This window comes from Nitrosospira multiformis (assembly GCF_900111585.1).
Classification (GTDB): Bacteria; Pseudomonadota; Gammaproteobacteria; order Burkholderiales; family Nitrosomonadaceae; genus Nitrosospira; species Nitrosospira multiformis_B.
Genome location: NZ_FOHI01000002.1, coordinates 449,976 through 464,644 on the forward strand (window position 1 = coordinate 449,976; position 14,669 = coordinate 464,644).

Sequence of the window (14,669 nt, forward strand, 5' to 3'; positions counted from 1 at the left end):
AGTAAAACATCCTGCAAACCCGGCACCCTTCCTGCGCATCGCGCGACTCCCTATACCGGAAGGAGAACCAGGCGCCGGGTATGCAGGAGCATCATACCCTTCTACATTGCTTTTAATCCGATTTTGCACGGCTTGAACGATCCCGTGCCCTGACCGGAAAAATCTTTGCTGTATGTCTTCTCTACTCACCGCACTAAACCCGGAACAACTCGAAGCAGTGACGTTGCCCCATCAATCGGCGTTGGTGCTTGCCGGTGCGGGCAGCGGCAAGACCAAGGTTCTTACGACCCGCATCGCGTATTTGATTCAGTCCGGCGAGATCAGTCCTCACGGAGTATTGGCGGTCACTTTTACCAACAAGGCGGCCAAGGAAATGATCGCTCGCATTGCCGCCATGCTGCCCATCAATACCCGCGGCATGTGGATAGGTACCTTCCACGGCTTATGCAACCGCCTGCTTCGCGCTCACAACCAGGATACCGGTTTGCCGCAAACATTTCAGATTCTGGATTCCGCCGATCAGCTGGCGGTCATCAAGCGTATCCTGAAAAATCTGGGTGCGGACGATGAGAAATTTCCTCCGCGTCAGGTCCAATGGTTCATCAATAATGCCAAGGAGGAGGGGCTGCGCGCATCGCAGGTGGAAGCGTACGATGACTACACGCGCAAGATGGTCGAGTTTTATACATCTTACGAGCAGCAATGCAACAAGGAAGGGGTGGTTGATTTTGCCGAGTTGTTGCTGCGCAGCTATGAATTGCTGACGCGCAACGAAATCATACGCGAGCATTATCGCGGTCGTTTCCTGCACATCCTGGTGGACGAGTTCCAGGATACCAGCCGGCTGCAATACAAATGGCTGCGACTGCTCGCCGGTCCGAAGACCGCTGTCTTTGCCGTGGGCGATGACGATCAGAGCATTTATGCCTTTCGTGGTGCCAATACTGGCAACATGAGAGAGTTCGAACAGGACTTTCGCATCCCCAGGATCATCAAACTGGAGCAGAACTACCGTTCACATGGCAATATTCTGGATGCCGCCAACACACTGATACGCAATAACAATGGGCGGCTCGGAAAGAATCTCTGGACTTCAGAAGGGCGCGGCGAGCCGATACGGGTATACAACGCTCCGACGGATTTCGATGAAGCGGCGTTTATCGTGGATGAAGTCAAATCCCTGCGTGCGGAGGGGGTCCAATTGTCCCAGATCGCGTTGCTTTATCGTTCCAACGCGCAATCACGTGTGCTGGAGCACGCCTTGTTCAATGCCTCGCTGCCTTATCGGGTATACGGGGGCATGCGCTTCTTCGAGCGGCAGGAAATCAAGCACGCATTGGCTTACCTGCGAATGATAGCCAATCCGGAAGATGACAACGCGCTACTGAGAATCGTCAACTTCCCGGCGCGTGGCATCGGCTTGCGGGGCTTGGAGCAATTGCAGGATGAAGCCAGGCAACAGGGGGGAAGCCTCTGGGAAGCGATGCTGAAAAAATGCAGGGGCAGAGAACCCGCCACGTCAGGCTTGCTGAAATCCTCGGTGGGAATGGGGGAGAATAAAGAGCCGGACAGGCCCAGAAGAGGCATCGAGGGCTTCGTTGTGCTGATCGAATCGATGCGGCAGGTTTGTGAAACTCTGCCGCTCCCGGAAATCGTCGAACATATGCTGGAGCACAGCGGATTGATTAGGCATTACCAGGCCGAGCGCGAGGGTGCCGACCGGCTGGAGAATTTGAACGAGTTGATCACTGCGGCGACTGCCTTCGTGCACGAAGCCGAAGATGACGGCCTGGCCGTTTTTCTCAATCATGCTTCCCTGGAAGCAGGCGAGCACCAAGCCGGCGGAGGGGAGGACGCCTTGCAGCTGATGACCGTGCACTCAGCCAAAGGACTGGAATTTCACAGCGTATTTCTAAGTGGTCTCGAAGAAGGTTTGTTTCCCCACGATAATAGCCGTAACGAGGCGGGGGGGCTGGAAGAGGAGCGGCGCCTGATGTACGTAGCCGTGACGCGCGCGAGGCGTCGCCTGTATTTGAGTTTTGCCCAAAGCCGCATGTTGCATGGCCAGACTCGCTACAATATTCCCACTCGATTCATAGAGGAAATACCGCAGAGCGTGCTCAAGTGGCTGCAGCCCGTGCAGAAGACAGCGCCTTGGCGACCGCAGCCGGTTTCTCCCACTCAAGAGGTTGCGCAGCGCCCCCCAATCCGGGAAATGGGAGTGAAGGAGGCGACGGCATCGCCTTGGCGGGTGGGCCAGAACGTGGTTCACGCAAAGTTCGGAGCAGGAGTGATCGTCAACTGCGAAGGCCGCGGTGCCGATGCGCGGGTTGAAGTTAAATTCGGCCGCAATGGCAGCAAATGGTTGTTACTGGAATATGCAAAACTGACTGCATTGTAAACCCTGGGAGCCCGGGTGGCGGTGTGAGCTGGAAATGCTTTACTTTTCGCGTCGCCGCACCGTTTCCGGTCGGGCAGTCCCCGCCAGGAATTCCCGGGAGATTCATGCGCTTTCCGTAACATCCCCGGAATTTGCGGTTTCCTGAAAAATATCCATGTAGCTGGTGTAGATCGAAGCGAAAACGGTCGGGACCAGCACAAAAAATCCCAAGCCGTAAGGAATCATGGCGATTATCGTGAACGCCACGAGTACAATCAGGTAAATCTGGAATGCCACGATGTTTTTCACGCACGCCAAGAAGCTCGTTCGCATTGCTTCCACTGGAGGCATTTCATCGAATACCGCCAGCAGAGGCGCGAACCAGGTCGCCATCAGGAGAGGAATGGACAGGGTCAGCGCTACCAGGGAAGCGGATAACATATCCCCTGATACGTTTTTCAATTCGTTTTCATCGACCCGTTTTCCTTCCAGCAGCAGGCTCATCAGCACGTCGCCCCCGACCAGCATGAATATGCCGACGATGAGCACCTGACCTACCAGATAAATTCCTCCTATCGTAATCAGCGGTCCGGGGTTGCGAAAGCCCGCAAAGAGATGCGCTATTTCCAGTTGCCCTCCGCGTTCCAGCGTTCTGCAGCCGATCATCAGTCCCGCCAGGAATACCGGCGAGAGCAACGTGAAAATGAATTGGCCCGCCGTTGGGATAAGTCCCAGGGTAGCCGCGATCAGCAGAAGGGTGGTGCAAAGAAGAATCCACACCATGGGGACTCTACGGAATAACTGAAAACCTTCCGCTATCCATTCCCATCCCCTTCTCCCGTCTACCTGCCTGATATCCATCTTGTTTTTCTCCGATAAACGTCTTCCATCCCGCCGGCTGTTCAACTGACGGTCAGATCCACACCTCGGCGAGCTTCGAGCGTGCTGCTGCATGGTTTTTCAGTATACGCATGAAGTGAGCAGGGTCCTTCACGTGGGTAAGTTCTCCGGCGCGCGGCAGGTGATAATCCTGCAGGCGTGAGAGCCAGAAGCGCAACGCACCGGCGCGCAGCATCACCGGCCAAGCATCACGCTCGGCCTCCAGCAGCGGCCGGGTGCGGTGATAGGCTCCGAGCAGCGATAAAGTCCGCTCCGGGTCCAATTCCGCATTTTCGTTGAGACACCAGTCGTTTGCGGTAATCGCCAGGTCGTATAGCAGCACATCGTTGCAGGCGAAGTAGAAATCGATCACTCCGCCCATTGCGCCATTGTTGAAAAGCACGTTGTCACGAAACAGGTCGGCGTGGATCACGCCGCGCGGAAGGCTTTCCGTTCGATGCGATGATTGAAAGCGTAATTCCTCCCCGAGAATCGCAACCTCGTCCTCTGAAAGAAACGCCATGACTTCCTGTGCCGCAGCTTTCCACCACCTGGGTCCTCGCAAATTCTCCATTTTTTCTGGATAGGATAAGCCGGATAAATGCATGTTCGCCAGGAGTTCGCCAACCTCGGCGCAGTGCGCTGCCGTGGGAGATTCCTGCGACTTCCCGGGAAGGCAGGTGACAATGCTCGCCGGCTTGCCGTTGAGCTCTCCCAGGAATTTATTGGCGAGATCCGCCACGGGGCTGGGGCAGGGAAGGCCGTGGCGCGCCAGATAGGCCATCAGGTTCAAATAGTAGGGCAGTTCCGCCGAAGTCAGTTTCTCAAATAGTGTCAGAACATATTTGCCGTGGCTGGTGGTGACAAAATAATTCGTATTTTCAATCCCGGAAGAAATGCCCTGCAGATTGATCAGTTTGCCGACGGAATAATTTCTCAGCCACGCGGAAAGCTGCTCATGGGTAACTATGGTGAAGACAGACATGGAGCAGGAAAGTAAGGCAGAAGCAGTTTAATCAGGCGCAATGGCTGTCCTGGAAAATCAGAACTCGCGTATCACCCACATGGGAGGGCGAATACGCTGATCCAGACCGCCTGTATCGTGGGTGGAAAAAGTGCCATCGCCGCGATTGTCGATCAGGTAATACGGAAGCCCTATGCGCGGTATGACCTTGATCATGTAGAGGCGTCCATTGAGGCGATATTCCTCGATCTGGTCCTCTCCGCGCTTGGTGATGGTAACCTGCGGCTCAAGCGATTCTTCCTCGTCTTCGATACCGGCCGAAGGCAACGATAATTCCGGGGGTTCCGGCACTTCCGGTATGGGTCGCAAATCCTTGGGCTGATTGGATTGCGCCGCCGCTGGTAGTACAGAACTCAATAACAATGCAACAACGATACGACGCATGGCGCCTCCCGGCGGGTCATGTCAATACACCATTCTATCCGAAATGCCCTGGCTGTTATAGATTGAGTTGAATTTCCCGTTCCGCGATGGAAGGCTCGAAGCCGCGCGTCTCGTAATACTTGAATATCGCCTCCACCACCTCTGCCGGCTCGTCGATTACCTGGATCAGATCCATATCTTCAGGGGCGATCATGCCCTCCGCGACGAGTACATTCTGCAGCCACTCGAGCATGCCGCGCCAGAAATCCGAACGAACCAGGATAATGGGCATTCTGCGCGTCTTCCCGGTCTGGACCAGTGTCAGCGCTTCCATCAGTTCATCCAGTGTGCCGAACCCGCCGGGGAGCACTACATAGGCTGTCGCGAGTTTGACGAACATGTATTTGCGCGCAAAAAAATGGCGAAACGTCTGGCTGACGTCCTGATAAACATTCCGGTGCTGCTCGTGCGGCAGCTGGATATTCAGTCCGATACTGGGGGACTCGCCATAATAGGCCCCCTTGTTCGCGGCTTCCATGATCCCCGGACCCCCACCGGAAATGACGGAAAAGCCTGCGTCAGAGAGTTGCCGCGCAATCTGCTCGGTTAACTCATAGTAGGGATGATCAGGGAGGGTGCGGGCACTGCCGAAAATACTGACCGCGGGCATGACGGAATGGAGACGCTCCGTTGCCTCGACAAATTCTGCCATAATCCCGAACACGCGCCAGGATTCACGTCCTGACCATGCCTTCTCCTGGAAATCGTTTGTCATGGTACGGGCTGCTTTGTTTTTCAGGCTCATCGGAAAACCTTTGGAAGTTAAATGAAAACACTACTGCTGGTCGATGGTTCATCTTATCTGTATCGCGCTTTTCACGCGCTGCCCGATTTCCGCAACCGCAATAACGAGCCGACCGGTGCAGTCTATGGCGTGCTGAATATGCTGCGCCGCTTGCACAAGGATTATCAGGCCGATTATAGCGCTTGCGTATTTGATGCAAAAGGCAAGACTTTCCGCGATGAGCTCTACGCCGAGTACAAGGCGAACCGGCCGCCCATGCCCGACGAGCTTGCCGCCCAGATTGCGCCGCTCGTGGAATGCATAAATGCGATGGGATGGCCGATGCTTTCTGTGGAAGGAGTAGAGGCGGATGATGTGATCGGCACGCTGGTGAAACAGGCGGAATGCGAGAACATGCGCTGCATCATTTCGACCGGCGACAAAGACATTGCGCAACTGGTGAACCCGCAGGTGACCCTCGTCAATACCATGACGAATGAAATGCTTGATGAAGCCGGTGTGCTCGGACGTTTCGGCGTACCCCCGGAACGCATGCTCGACTATCTGGCGCTGGTGGGCGACGCGGTTGACAATATCCCCGGCGTGGCGAAGGTGGGACCAAAAACCGCGGTGAAGTGGCTCAATCAATATGGGACACTCGACAACCTGCTTGTCCACGCTGGCGAAATAGGCGGGGTAGTAGGGGAGAATCTGCGCAATGCCCTGGACTGGTTGAGCAGATCGCGGCAACTGCTCTCCATCAAGTGCGACGTTTCGTTGCCAGTCAGCCTGCATGATCTCGGACCCCAGCCCCCGGACACGATAAAGCTCGCGGAGTTGTACGAGCGGCTGGATTTCAAGAGCTGGTTGCGCGAACTGCAACAGGAATCCCAGGCGGAAGGAGGCGCTGATGCGCTTTCTGCGGATTCAGCCCAGGCAGGCTCGAGTCTGGTGCAGGCCGATTATCAGGCCATTCTTACCCCGGAGCAACTTGATGAGTGGATGATGCGAATCGCCGCGGCGCCGCTCGTTTCACTCGACACCGAAACGACCGGGCTTGATCCGATGCGCGCCGAGCTGGTGGGTATCTCGTTTTCCGTGGAACCGCATCACGGGGGCTATATACCGCTGGGACATCGTTATACCGGGGCCCCCAGCCAGTTGCCGCTCGACTTTGTACTCGAAAAGCTCAAACCCTGGCTGACGGACCCCTCCGCCCCCAAACTGGGGCAGAACCTGAAGTTTGACAGGCACGTGTTCGCCAATCACGGCATCGGGTTGAAAGGAATCGTTCACGACACGCTGCTGCAATCCTATGTCTTCGAATCCCATCGCCCGCACGATATGGACAACCTTGCGCTGCGGCATCTGGGCATCAAAACCATCACCTATGATGAAGTTACCGGCAAGGGAGCTGCCCGAATAGGTTTCGAGCAGGTGGATATCGAACGCGCTGCGCAATATGCAGCCGAGGATGCGGATATCACGCTGCAGCTGCACCAGCATCTGTATGCTGAAATTGACAACGATGCAAAGCTCGACCATATCTACCGCACACTGGAAATGCCCGTGATGGATGTCTTGTTCGAGATGGAGCGCAACGGCGTGCTGCTGGATCTCAAATTGCTGGAAACGCAAAGCCGTGAGCTCGGCGAGAAAATGCTGGCGCTGGAGGAGCGCGCCTGCACTATTGCCGGACTGCCATTCAACCTGAATTCACCCAAACAGATTCAGGAAATCCTGTTTGACAGACTCAAGCTGCCTGTCATGAAAAAAACGCCGAGCGGCGTTCCTTCCACGGACGAAGATGTGCTGCAAAAGCTCGCACTCGATTATCCGCTCGCCAGGGCTCTGCTGGATTATCGCGGTCTTGCCAAACTCAAGTCGACTTACACCGACAAACTGCCGCGCATGGTGCATCCCGTTACTGGAAGAGTGCACACCAATTATGCTCAGGCTGTCGCGGTGACGGGCAGGCTCGCCAGTAACGAACCGAACCTGCAGAACATACCCATTCGCACTGCCGAAGGGCGGCGTATCCGCGAAGCATTCATTGCCCCGAGCGGATACAGGATCATTTCCGCGGATTATTCACAGATCGAATTACGCATCATGGCGCACATTTCACAGGATGCCGGACTGCTCAAGGCCTTTGCACAAGGGGAAGATATCCATCGCGCCACGGGGTCCGAGATATTCGGCGTTCCCCTGGAAACAGTGAGCAGCGAACAGCGCAGGTACGCAAAGATCATCAATTTCGGCCTGATTTACGGCATGTCGGAATTCGGGCTCTCGACGCAACTCGGCATTGAGCGGGCCGCGGCCAGAACCTATATGGACCGCTATTTTTCCCGCTATCCAGGAGTGGCGGACTACATGCAGCGGACACGAAAAACTGCAAGGGAAAACCGCTATGTGGAGACCGTTTTCGGGCGGCGGCTGTGGCTGTCGGAGATCAACAGTTCCAACGGCATGCGCCGCCAGGCGGCGGAACGCGCTGCCATCAATGCGCCCATGCAGGGTACTGCCGCGGATATCATCAAGCTCGCGATGATAGAAGTGCATGGCTGGCTGCGGCGGCATAACCTGCGCAGCAAACTCATCATGCAGGTCCATGACGAACTGGTATTGGAGGTGCCGGAAAATGAAATCGAGACGATAAAGCGCGAGCTGCCGCTGCTCATGGGCAATGTGGCGCAACTTCAGGTGCCGTTATTGGTGGAAGTAGGCATCGGACCAAATTGGGAGCAGGCGCATTGAACACAGGGGTGAAAAGAGCGGGAAGGGGAGAAGTATCGCTTGCTAAATTGCTGAAAATTGCCGTAAAATCACACCCTTTTCGATTTTGGACCTCCATAGGCAATTTACATGGTCATTATTCGACTGGCGCGAGGCGGCGCAAAAAAACGCCCGTTTTTCAATATGGTCGTAGCAGATTCACGCAATGCGCGTGATGGCAAGTTTATCGAGCGCGTCGGTTTTTATAACCCGCGCGCAGCCGAGGGTGAGGAATCGCTTCGCGTCAAGCTGGATCGCGTCACCTATTGGCAATCAAAAGGTGCGCAACCGTCAGATACCGTGAAAAAGCTGATCAAGCAGTTTGGTTCCACGCAAGAAGTCGCAGGAAGCTGAACCAGGCCAATCCGCCGAACCAATGGTGATAATGGGCCGCGTTGCCGGTCCATATGCGGTAGCAGGCTGGATCAAGGTTTTTCCCTATACTGAATATGTGGATGGCTTGCTGGATTACCCGGACTGGTGGCTGGGCAGTGAGGGCGGCAAATGGCACAAATTCAAAGTGATCGAGGGCGGGGTTCATGGGAAGGTATTGCTGGCTTCACTTGAACGATGTGCCGATCGTGATGCGGCTGCGCGACTGAAGGGACTGAAGATCGCCATTCCTCGCAGGCTGTTGCCGGCATTGCCGGAGAGCGGCGAGGAAGGTTATTACTGGTCGGATCTCGTCGGGCTTGCAGTCATCAACTTGCAGGGTGAGGCGCTGGGTAAGGTGGCAGGACTGCTGGAAACCGGAGCGAACGATGTGCTTCAGGTGCAAAACCCGGGAGAAACCGAAAGACTGATACCTTTCATTGACCAGGTGATCATTAAAGTCGATCTGGCAGCGGGTCGGATTACGGTGAATTGGGGGCTGGACTACTGATTATGACGTTCGATTTCGACGTTATCACCCTGTTCCCCGAAATGTTCAACGCTGTAACCAGGTACGGAGTAACCGGGCGGGCGAATGAAAATGCCATTTATCGCCTGTATACATGGAATCCGCGGGAATTTACCGAGGACAATTATCGCAGGGTGGACGACCGGCCCTACGGGGGCGGACCTGGCATGGTAATGCTGGCGGAGCCCCTGGAAAAAGCGATAACTGCTGCCAGGGAAAGGCAAAGAGCCTGTGGTATCAGCAGCACGAAAGTAATTTATCTGTCACCTCAGGGAAGACCCCTGAACCAGAACATGGTGACGGAATTGAGCGAATTATCCGCATTGGTGCTGCTGGCAGGCCGTTATGAAGGAGTGGATGAGCGGCTGATCGAACGTCAGGTGGACTATGAGATTTCCATCGGGGATTATGTCGTATCCGGCGGTGAACTGGCGTCGATGGTGCTCATGGATTGTCTGGTGCGGCAGTTGCCCGGCGTATTGGGAGATCCGGAATCCGCGAATCAGGATTCCTTTACAGCAGGTTTGCTGGATTTTCCCCACTACACCCGGCCGGAGGTCTATCGGGGAAGCGTAGTGCCCGAGGTCTTATTGTCCGGAAATCACGCCAGGATTGAACGCTGGCGGCTACAGCAGTCCCTGGGAAGAACATGGTTGCGGCGGCCCGACCTGCTGGCATTGAAAATGGAGAAAGGCCTCACCGCGGAAGAGCGGAAATTGTTGGAAGAATTCCAGCACGCATACGAAGCGAATTGAGTGCCAAATTGGAAGTTACCGAAACGCAAGGAATATAAGGCAAGGAGTCACGAAATGAATCTGATCGAGCAACTTGAAAGCGAAGAAATCAGCCGCCTGGGCAAGACAATTCCCGATTTTGCCCCTGGAGATACGGTTGTCGTCAACGTCAAGGTGGTGGAAGGGGAGCGAAAACGCATTCAGGCGTACGAGGGTACCGTCATTGCCAAGCGTAACCGTGGTCTCAATTCTGCCTTTACCGTGCGCAAGGTATCCAGCGGGGAGGGAGTGGAAAGGACTTTTCAGACATATTCTCCCCTGATTGCGAGCATAGAGATCAAACGCCGGGGGGCAGTGCGTCGCGCCAAGCTTTATTATCTCCGCGATCGTTCCGGCAAATCTGCTCGCATTCGCGAAAAACTGCCGGCTCGCGCTTCAGCCAGGAAGGCTGAAAACGGAACGCAAAAGACCGAGCAGGCTTAAACATTAAGCCGGTATTAAGCCGGCTTTAAGCTTCAAGGAACCGCTGAGCAGATCTCCAACGGTTCCTTTCTCCACAGGTGCTCACGGAACGACTTGTACGAGGTTACTCTCGTTCATGCTCTTGTGCGCTAGGCACGTTCGTCACTCGGCGCCTCGTCATTCAGGATTGATCCAGAACCCGGCAAAGGTAGCGAAGGTAAGAGACAGAAGAGACAGCCAAGACAGGATACGCTCGAGTGCCGCAATCAGCGAATTTCGGCCATCAAATTCAGACCATGTCATGGGGTTAAGGCTTCAGCCCTAACCCCTAGTCCCACTTTTCGCCTCCCAGCGCTTAATTCTGCTTTGGCTGTGGCTTGTTTTCGATTTCCTTGTGCCAGATATCATAAACCTCATCGGGCCAGAGCGATTTGATCCAGACGATCACGTCCCCGATCTGCTGGTTTGTCAGTTTTTCCTTCCAGGCAGGCATGGCGCCATCCACGCTGCCATCCTGAATCATTTTTTCCAACGTTTCCGTTGAGTGATGCCAGGCGTGAGCGCTGCCATCCAATGGCGGCGGAGGATACCGGCCATCCGGTCCCGGGGTACGCCAACCCGATGTAGCTTCACCGTTCGGTCCGTGACAACTTGCACAATTCTTTCTATAAATCTCTTCGCCGCGCTTGATTCTTTCCGGCGCCAGCTTGCGTGCGGCGAGGTTTTTAGGCTGCTCCACCTGAGCAGCGGCAGGTGGGGTTGGTTCAGCCGGAACCGTACTGGACCCGGCAGCAGGAGGTGCGGAAAGTGCGGGCGGCGTCTCGGATGGCGCGGTCTCCGTGGCGGAAGGCGGTGTGGTTGAGGATGGCGCGGCGAGCTGCTTCGGCTCGCCGCATCCCGCGATCAGTCCAATCGTCATGCTTGCCAGGAGCAATACCCGCATATTCATGATTGTCCGGCTCTCATGCCTGTCACTTTTCCGGTTATCGCTACGGCTATTGCCCGGAATGCCGGGACCCGCGAGCTTCTTATCGCATACCTCGCTATCGCTCCATGATCTGAGGCTCCTCATTTGAGTCTCATCACAGATGTTTTCGGATCAGAGGGAAGATGACGGCTGTAAATCGATGTCTCCCCCTTTTTGTTAATCAGAAGTACATCGTACGGATCGTTACGCTCGCCTTCCATTCCAGGGGAACCATGCGGCATGCCGGGAGCAGCCAGGCCGATGGCGCGGGGACGCTCCTTGAGAAGTCGTTTGACATCTTGTGCAGGCACGTGTCCTTCAATTGCATAGCCGTCGACCAGCGCGGTGTGACATGAACCGAGTGCAGGGGCGATACCTGCCTGCTCACGGGCCTCCTTGTTGCCTACATCATGGGTGTTTACGGTAAACCCATTGGCACGCATATGATCGACCCACTTCGCGCAGCACTTGCAGGTGGAACTTTTATAAACGTCAACCGTGGCGGAAGCATAAGCGCCGCCCGCAAAGGCAGCAAACATGATTCCAGCTAATACTGCATGTCTCGATATTTTCATTTCGCTCCTACTGTGATTGTGCCTTTCATACCTGGGAAATTCATACCTTTGAAGTGGCCGGGCAGCGGGCAGGCAAAATTTACTGTGCCTGCTTCCGTGAAATGCCACACCAGCGCCCCGGTCTTACCCGGCTCGACCGAGACCATATCCGGCTCGTCCGGATGCGCATGGTCAGGGTGTTTTTTCAGCATTTTACCATGCTTGTCAATTTCTTCCGCAGTGCCGATCATCATCTCGTGCTTTTTCTTGCCCAGGTTCGTGATTAGAAATTTTATGGTTTCACCTTGTTTCACATTGATCGCGTCAGGTTTGAAGCGGTTATCCACCGCAGTTATTTCAACGATCCGGGAAACCTCACTGGGGTCACCCGGCTTTCCTAGGGCTTCCGTGTCCTCCTGAGCAAGGGCGTCGATCGAAACCAGGCCGAGGCTTAAAGCAGATGCGATCAGAAACTTCTTCATGAGATTTTCTCCTTTCTATGCGAGGTCCCGCTTAGCCCTCTTCAAGCAATCGTTTTTTTATTCTTCTTGCAAGTCCAATATAGCAAAGAAATGTCTACTTGCCGCGATAGACTGAAAACGCGGTTTTGGAGTTCCGCGAAGCATCCTGTTGTCTCCGCTTTGCATAGGGTCGCAATCTCACCGCAACCATCCCTTGCGTTTTATGTATATAAGTGGCAGCAGCGCAGCCGATACCGTCAGCCCCATCGAATAGATGAATCCGTATTCCCACGCGAGTTCCGGCATTACGGCGAAGTTCATGCCGTAAAAGGTGCCCACCAGCGTGGGCGGCAGGAAGACTGCGGTGATGATGGTGAAGACCTTGACGATCTGGTTCTGCTTGATGTTGAGAATATTCGTGACCGCATTCTGCAGATACCGCACTTTCTCGTGCTCGAAGTAGGCATGTTCCTTTACGCCGGCCACGTCTTCGGCCAGTTCCGTGGTCAATACCTGCAGCTCTGCCTCGGCCACGTTGTCGATCTCGCCACTCAAGTAGCGCACGGTGCGCGCCAGCGACAACTGGGCTTCCAGGCAGCGCGAAATAATATCTTCCTTTTCATTCAGGTCTTGCATGGTTTCTATCAGATCAGGCACACCCAGTTCCCTGCCCTGCGCATTGTATCCATCCGATATTTCGGAAATCTCTTCTGCGCTTCGCTCCAGTTCATCCGCGAGACGATCTATTACCGTATCCGCGCTGTCATTGGCCACCTGCAACAATAGTCGAAGTACCGATTTCGGATTCCGGGAATGATTCGGCTTGCGATTCATGCGCTGCAATGCCGTGTCGAACGGGTGAAAATCGGGGTCCTGGCAGAGAATCGCCACCAGTTGCTCGCCCAGCATGAAAGTTACATCACCAAAGCTCGGCGTCCCGTTGCTGCCCAGACGGAGGAGTTTGGCGCGCATGTACATGAAGGTTCCATCATCGAAGACGCTGCCTGCCTGCGGTGTGGTGTCGATGCCGAAGCGCTGCTTCAGACACACAATGTCCTCGGGCATCGGCGCATTGATCTCCAGCCAGACAACATGCTCGTCGCCCTCCCGCCGCGGCAGGCCGTGAATGATGCAGAGTGAGTGATTATCCCTCACAACACTGCGAATCATGATGAACCCTCCTTGTTATGGTGTGGTACCGCCCGAATTTCAGTTTATTTTTTTGCTTCGGCTTTTTCCCGATGGGAGGGCGACATGGAGGATGTGGCTGCTGTCTGCTCCGACGGCTGTATGTAGTGCACGACGGTCATAACGAGTGCGAGCAACAGGTACAGCGCGATCACGGCCAGGATGACCTCGTTCTCGAGACTCCTGTTGTCACGCGGTGGGAGATTCTTTCTGAACATGGAGCACTCCTCGTCCATCTCATTGGTAAATATTTAATGCAAAATGCCTTTCTTCGGCAAACCTGGTTCATGCACGATATAAATCCAGATTAGCAGAATCACGGTGAGTTTCCGGTAGAGCCGTTACCTGCACATGAGCATCGGCTTGACATGGACAAGGTTTTATTCGGCAAGTAGAATATTCCCGTCATCGGGGAGTAGCCTCCTTCCGTCGAATCGAAGGGCTTGCATCAACATACTTGACCCGTCCGGTCGTGGTGCAAGCAGTTCCGTGCCTGGCAAGACCTTTGACCACATTGTCTCCGGAAGGCCGGGGAGAAGCGTGGTCTCGATTCTTGTCCGGCCTGGAGCGTAAGAACGTGGAAGCTTTCCTTGTTTCGGCTGGCGTTGTCGCACTCGCAGAGATTGGCGACAAAACGCAGCTTCTCGCCTTTATCCTCGCGGCAAAATTTCGCCAGCCGGTTCCCATCGTGCTCGGTATACTCGTCGCTACCCTGTTGAACCATGCCTTCGCTGCCGCAATCGGTTCATGGATCATCGCGCAACTTGGCCCCGACACCCTGAACTGGATACTGGGCCTGCTATTTGTCGGCATGGCGATCTGGACGCTCATTCCTGATCAGTTCGATGAAGCGCAGTCTGGAACCGGGGGCGACGGCGCCGGTGTTTTCAGCGCGACGCTCCTGGCTTTTTTCCTTGCAGAAATGGGCGACAAGACGCAGGTTGCAACTGCGGCCCTGGCAGCGCAGTATCAGATGTTTTCCGCGGTGGTTGCAGGGACCACGCTCGGGATGATGATCGCGAACGTTCCGGCAGTCTATCTGGGCGAACGCCTGGCGAACCGGATTCCAGCGCGCCTCGTGCGTGGAATTGCAGCAGCCGTGTTTGCCCTTATCGGTAGCGCAGTCCTGCTTGAGGCGAGCAAAAATCTGGTGCTTTGAAAGATTCCGGAAATAATCCGGCAAAAAAGAGAACA

17 protein-coding genes and 1 riboswitch are annotated in these 14,669 nt (G+C 55.1%); of the genes, 7 read left to right on the top strand and 10 right to left on the bottom strand.

Annotated elements, in window-relative coordinates; genetic code table 11:
• Window positions 1–172 precede the first annotated feature (172 nt).
• Window positions 173–2,401 (top strand): UvrD-helicase domain-containing protein, encoded by a 2,229-nt coding sequence (locus BMW46_RS05065; protein WP_074705475.1) that lies wholly within the window; start codon window positions 173–175, stop codon window positions 2,399–2,401.
• A gap of 102 nt (window positions 2,402–2,503) precedes the next feature.
• Here BMW46_RS05065 and BMW46_RS05070 read toward each other — a convergent pair whose 3' ends face one another.
• The 4 genes from BMW46_RS05070 to BMW46_RS05085 are packed head-to-tail and all read right to left on the bottom strand — an operon-like array spanning window position 2,504 to window position 5,451.
• On the bottom strand, window positions 2,504–3,241 hold the full coding sequence (locus BMW46_RS05070) for a BPSS1780 family membrane protein (RefSeq protein WP_074705477.1): 738 nt from the start codon (window positions 3,239–3,241) through the stop codon (window positions 2,504–2,506).
• Between the two features lie 52 nt (window positions 3,242–3,293).
• Window positions 3,294–4,244 carry a homoserine kinase gene (locus BMW46_RS05075; RefSeq protein ID WP_074705478.1) on the bottom strand — a complete coding sequence of 317 codons (951 nt, stop codon included), beginning with the start codon at window positions 4,242–4,244 and terminating at the stop codon, window positions 3,294–3,296.
• 57 nt (window positions 4,245–4,301) lie between these two features.
• Window positions 4,302–4,667 carry a DUF2782 domain-containing protein gene (locus BMW46_RS05080; RefSeq protein ID WP_074705481.1) on the bottom strand — a complete coding sequence of 122 codons (366 nt, stop codon included), beginning with the start codon at window positions 4,665–4,667 and terminating at the stop codon, window positions 4,302–4,304.
• 55 nt (window positions 4,668–4,722) lie between these two features.
• Entirely contained in the window at window positions 4,723–5,451 is a 729-nt protein-coding gene (locus BMW46_RS05085) for an LOG family protein (RefSeq protein WP_074705484.1), read from the bottom strand.
• Between the two features lie 21 nt (window positions 5,452–5,472).
• On the opposite strand from BMW46_RS05085, the gene polA reads away from it, so the two are divergent.
• The 5 genes from polA (at window position 5,473) to rplS (ending at window position 10,326) form a co-directional block, all read left to right on the top strand.
• Entirely contained in the window at window positions 5,473–8,190 is a 2,718-nt protein-coding gene (gene polA, locus BMW46_RS05090) for a DNA polymerase I (RefSeq protein WP_074705486.1), read from the top strand.
• A 108-nt stretch (window positions 8,191–8,298) separates the two neighbouring features.
• Window positions 8,299–8,562, top strand: coding sequence for a 30S ribosomal protein S16 (gene rpsP / locus BMW46_RS05095; protein ID WP_074705489.1), 264 nt, complete (start codon window positions 8,299–8,301; stop codon window positions 8,560–8,562).
• A 22-nt stretch (window positions 8,563–8,584) separates the two neighbouring features.
• Window positions 8,585–9,091: a ribosome maturation factor RimM gene (rimM, locus tag BMW46_RS05100; protein ID WP_074705491.1), complete on the top strand. Its 507-nt coding sequence runs from the start codon at window positions 8,585–8,587 to the stop codon at window positions 9,089–9,091.
• Between the two features lie 2 nt (window positions 9,092–9,093).
• On the top strand, window positions 9,094–9,864 hold the full coding sequence (gene trmD / locus BMW46_RS05105) for a tRNA (guanosine(37)-N1)-methyltransferase TrmD (RefSeq protein WP_074705493.1): 771 nt from the start codon (window positions 9,094–9,096) through the stop codon (window positions 9,862–9,864).
• 54 nt (window positions 9,865–9,918) lie between these two features.
• Window positions 9,919–10,326 carry a 50S ribosomal protein L19 gene (gene rplS, locus BMW46_RS05110; protein ID WP_074705495.1) on the top strand — a complete coding sequence of 136 codons (408 nt, stop codon included), beginning with the start codon at window positions 9,919–9,921 and terminating at the stop codon, window positions 10,324–10,326.
• Between the two features lie 156 nt (window positions 10,327–10,482).
• Here rplS and BMW46_RS15755 read toward each other — a convergent pair whose 3' ends face one another.
• The 6 genes from BMW46_RS15755 to BMW46_RS05135 form a co-directional block, all read right to left on the bottom strand.
• On the bottom strand, window positions 10,483–10,608 hold the full coding sequence (locus BMW46_RS15755; protein WP_256376957.1) for a hypothetical protein: 126 nt from the start codon (window positions 10,606–10,608) through the stop codon (window positions 10,483–10,485).
• A 52-nt stretch (window positions 10,609–10,660) separates the two neighbouring features.
• On the bottom strand, window positions 10,661–11,377 hold the full coding sequence (locus BMW46_RS05115) for a c-type cytochrome (protein ID WP_256376958.1): 717 nt from the start codon (window positions 11,375–11,377) through the stop codon (window positions 10,661–10,663).
• Window positions 11,374–11,847: a DUF411 domain-containing protein gene (locus BMW46_RS05120; RefSeq protein WP_074705497.1), complete on the bottom strand. Its 474-nt coding sequence runs from the start codon at window positions 11,845–11,847 to the stop codon at window positions 11,374–11,376. The genes BMW46_RS05115 and BMW46_RS05120 overlap by 4 nt, the downstream gene beginning before the upstream one ends.
• Entirely contained in the window at window positions 11,844–12,308 is a 465-nt protein-coding gene (locus BMW46_RS05125) for a cupredoxin domain-containing protein (RefSeq protein ID WP_074705500.1), read from the bottom strand. Before BMW46_RS05125 ends, BMW46_RS05120 begins: the two co-directional genes overlap by 4 nt.
• Before the next feature lie 177 nt (window positions 12,309–12,485).
• A complete protein-coding gene (locus BMW46_RS05130; RefSeq protein WP_074705502.1) occupies window positions 12,486–13,457 on the bottom strand; it encodes a CorA family divalent cation transporter in 972 nt (323 codons plus the stop codon).
• Between the two features lie 44 nt (window positions 13,458–13,501).
• A complete protein-coding gene (locus BMW46_RS05135) occupies window positions 13,502–13,693 on the bottom strand; it encodes a hypothetical protein (RefSeq protein WP_074705505.1) in 192 nt (63 codons plus the stop codon).
• A gap of 180 nt (window positions 13,694–13,873) precedes the next feature.
• A riboswitch (yybP-ykoY riboswitch) is annotated at window positions 13,874–14,044 on the top strand.
• An 8-nt stretch (window positions 14,045–14,052) separates the two neighbouring features.
• Here BMW46_RS05135 and BMW46_RS05140 point away from each other — a divergent pair.
• Window positions 14,053–14,634, top strand: a complete 582-nt coding sequence (locus BMW46_RS05140; RefSeq protein WP_074705744.1) for a TMEM165/GDT1 family protein — start codon at window positions 14,053–14,055, stop codon at window positions 14,632–14,634.
• Window positions 14,635–14,669: the final 35 nt, after the last annotated feature.

Bases quoted from the DNA above. Each gene is read 5' to 3' on its own strand.
- BMW46_RS05065 (WP_074705475.1), top strand. From the start codon at position 173: ATGTCTTCTCTACTCACCGCACTAAACCCGGAACAACTCGAAGCAGTG.
- BMW46_RS05070 (WP_074705477.1), bottom strand. From the start codon at position 3,241: ATGGATATCAGGCAGGTAGACGGGAGAAGGGGATGGGAATGGATAGCG.
- BMW46_RS05075 (WP_074705478.1), bottom strand. From the start codon at position 4,244: ATGTCTGTCTTCACCATAGTTACCCATGAGCAGCTTTCCGCGTGGCTG.
- BMW46_RS05080 (WP_074705481.1), bottom strand. From the start codon at position 4,667: ATGCGTCGTATCGTTGTTGCATTGTTATTGAGTTCTGTACTACCAGCG.
- BMW46_RS05085 (WP_074705484.1), bottom strand. From the start codon at position 5,451: ATGAGCCTGAAAAACAAAGCAGCCCGTACCATGACAAACGATTTCCAG.
- polA (WP_074705486.1), top strand. From the start codon at position 5,473: ATGAAAACACTACTGCTGGTCGATGGTTCATCTTATCTGTATCGCGCT.
- rpsP (WP_074705489.1), top strand. From the start codon at position 8,299: ATGGTCATTATTCGACTGGCGCGAGGCGGCGCAAAAAAACGCCCGTTT.
- rimM (WP_074705491.1), top strand. From the start codon at position 8,585: ATGGTGATAATGGGCCGCGTTGCCGGTCCATATGCGGTAGCAGGCTGG.
- trmD (WP_074705493.1), top strand. From the start codon at position 9,094: ATGACGTTCGATTTCGACGTTATCACCCTGTTCCCCGAAATGTTCAAC.
- rplS (WP_074705495.1), top strand. From the start codon at position 9,919: ATGAATCTGATCGAGCAACTTGAAAGCGAAGAAATCAGCCGCCTGGGC.
- BMW46_RS15755 (WP_256376957.1), bottom strand. From the start codon at position 10,608: ATGACATGGTCTGAATTTGATGGCCGAAATTCGCTGATTGCGGCACTC.
- BMW46_RS05115 (WP_256376958.1), bottom strand. From the start codon at position 11,377: ATGAGGAGCCTCAGATCATGGAGCGATAGCGAGGTATGCGATAAGAAG.
- BMW46_RS05120 (WP_074705497.1), bottom strand. From the start codon at position 11,847: ATGAAAATATCGAGACATGCAGTATTAGCTGGAATCATGTTTGCTGCC.
- BMW46_RS05125 (WP_074705500.1), bottom strand. From the start codon at position 12,308: ATGAAGAAGTTTCTGATCGCATCTGCTTTAAGCCTCGGCCTGGTTTCG.
- BMW46_RS05130 (WP_074705502.1), bottom strand. From the start codon at position 13,457: ATGATTCGCAGTGTTGTGAGGGATAATCACTCACTCTGCATCATTCAC.
- BMW46_RS05135 (WP_074705505.1), bottom strand. From the start codon at position 13,693: ATGTTCAGAAAGAATCTCCCACCGCGTGACAACAGGAGTCTCGAGAAC.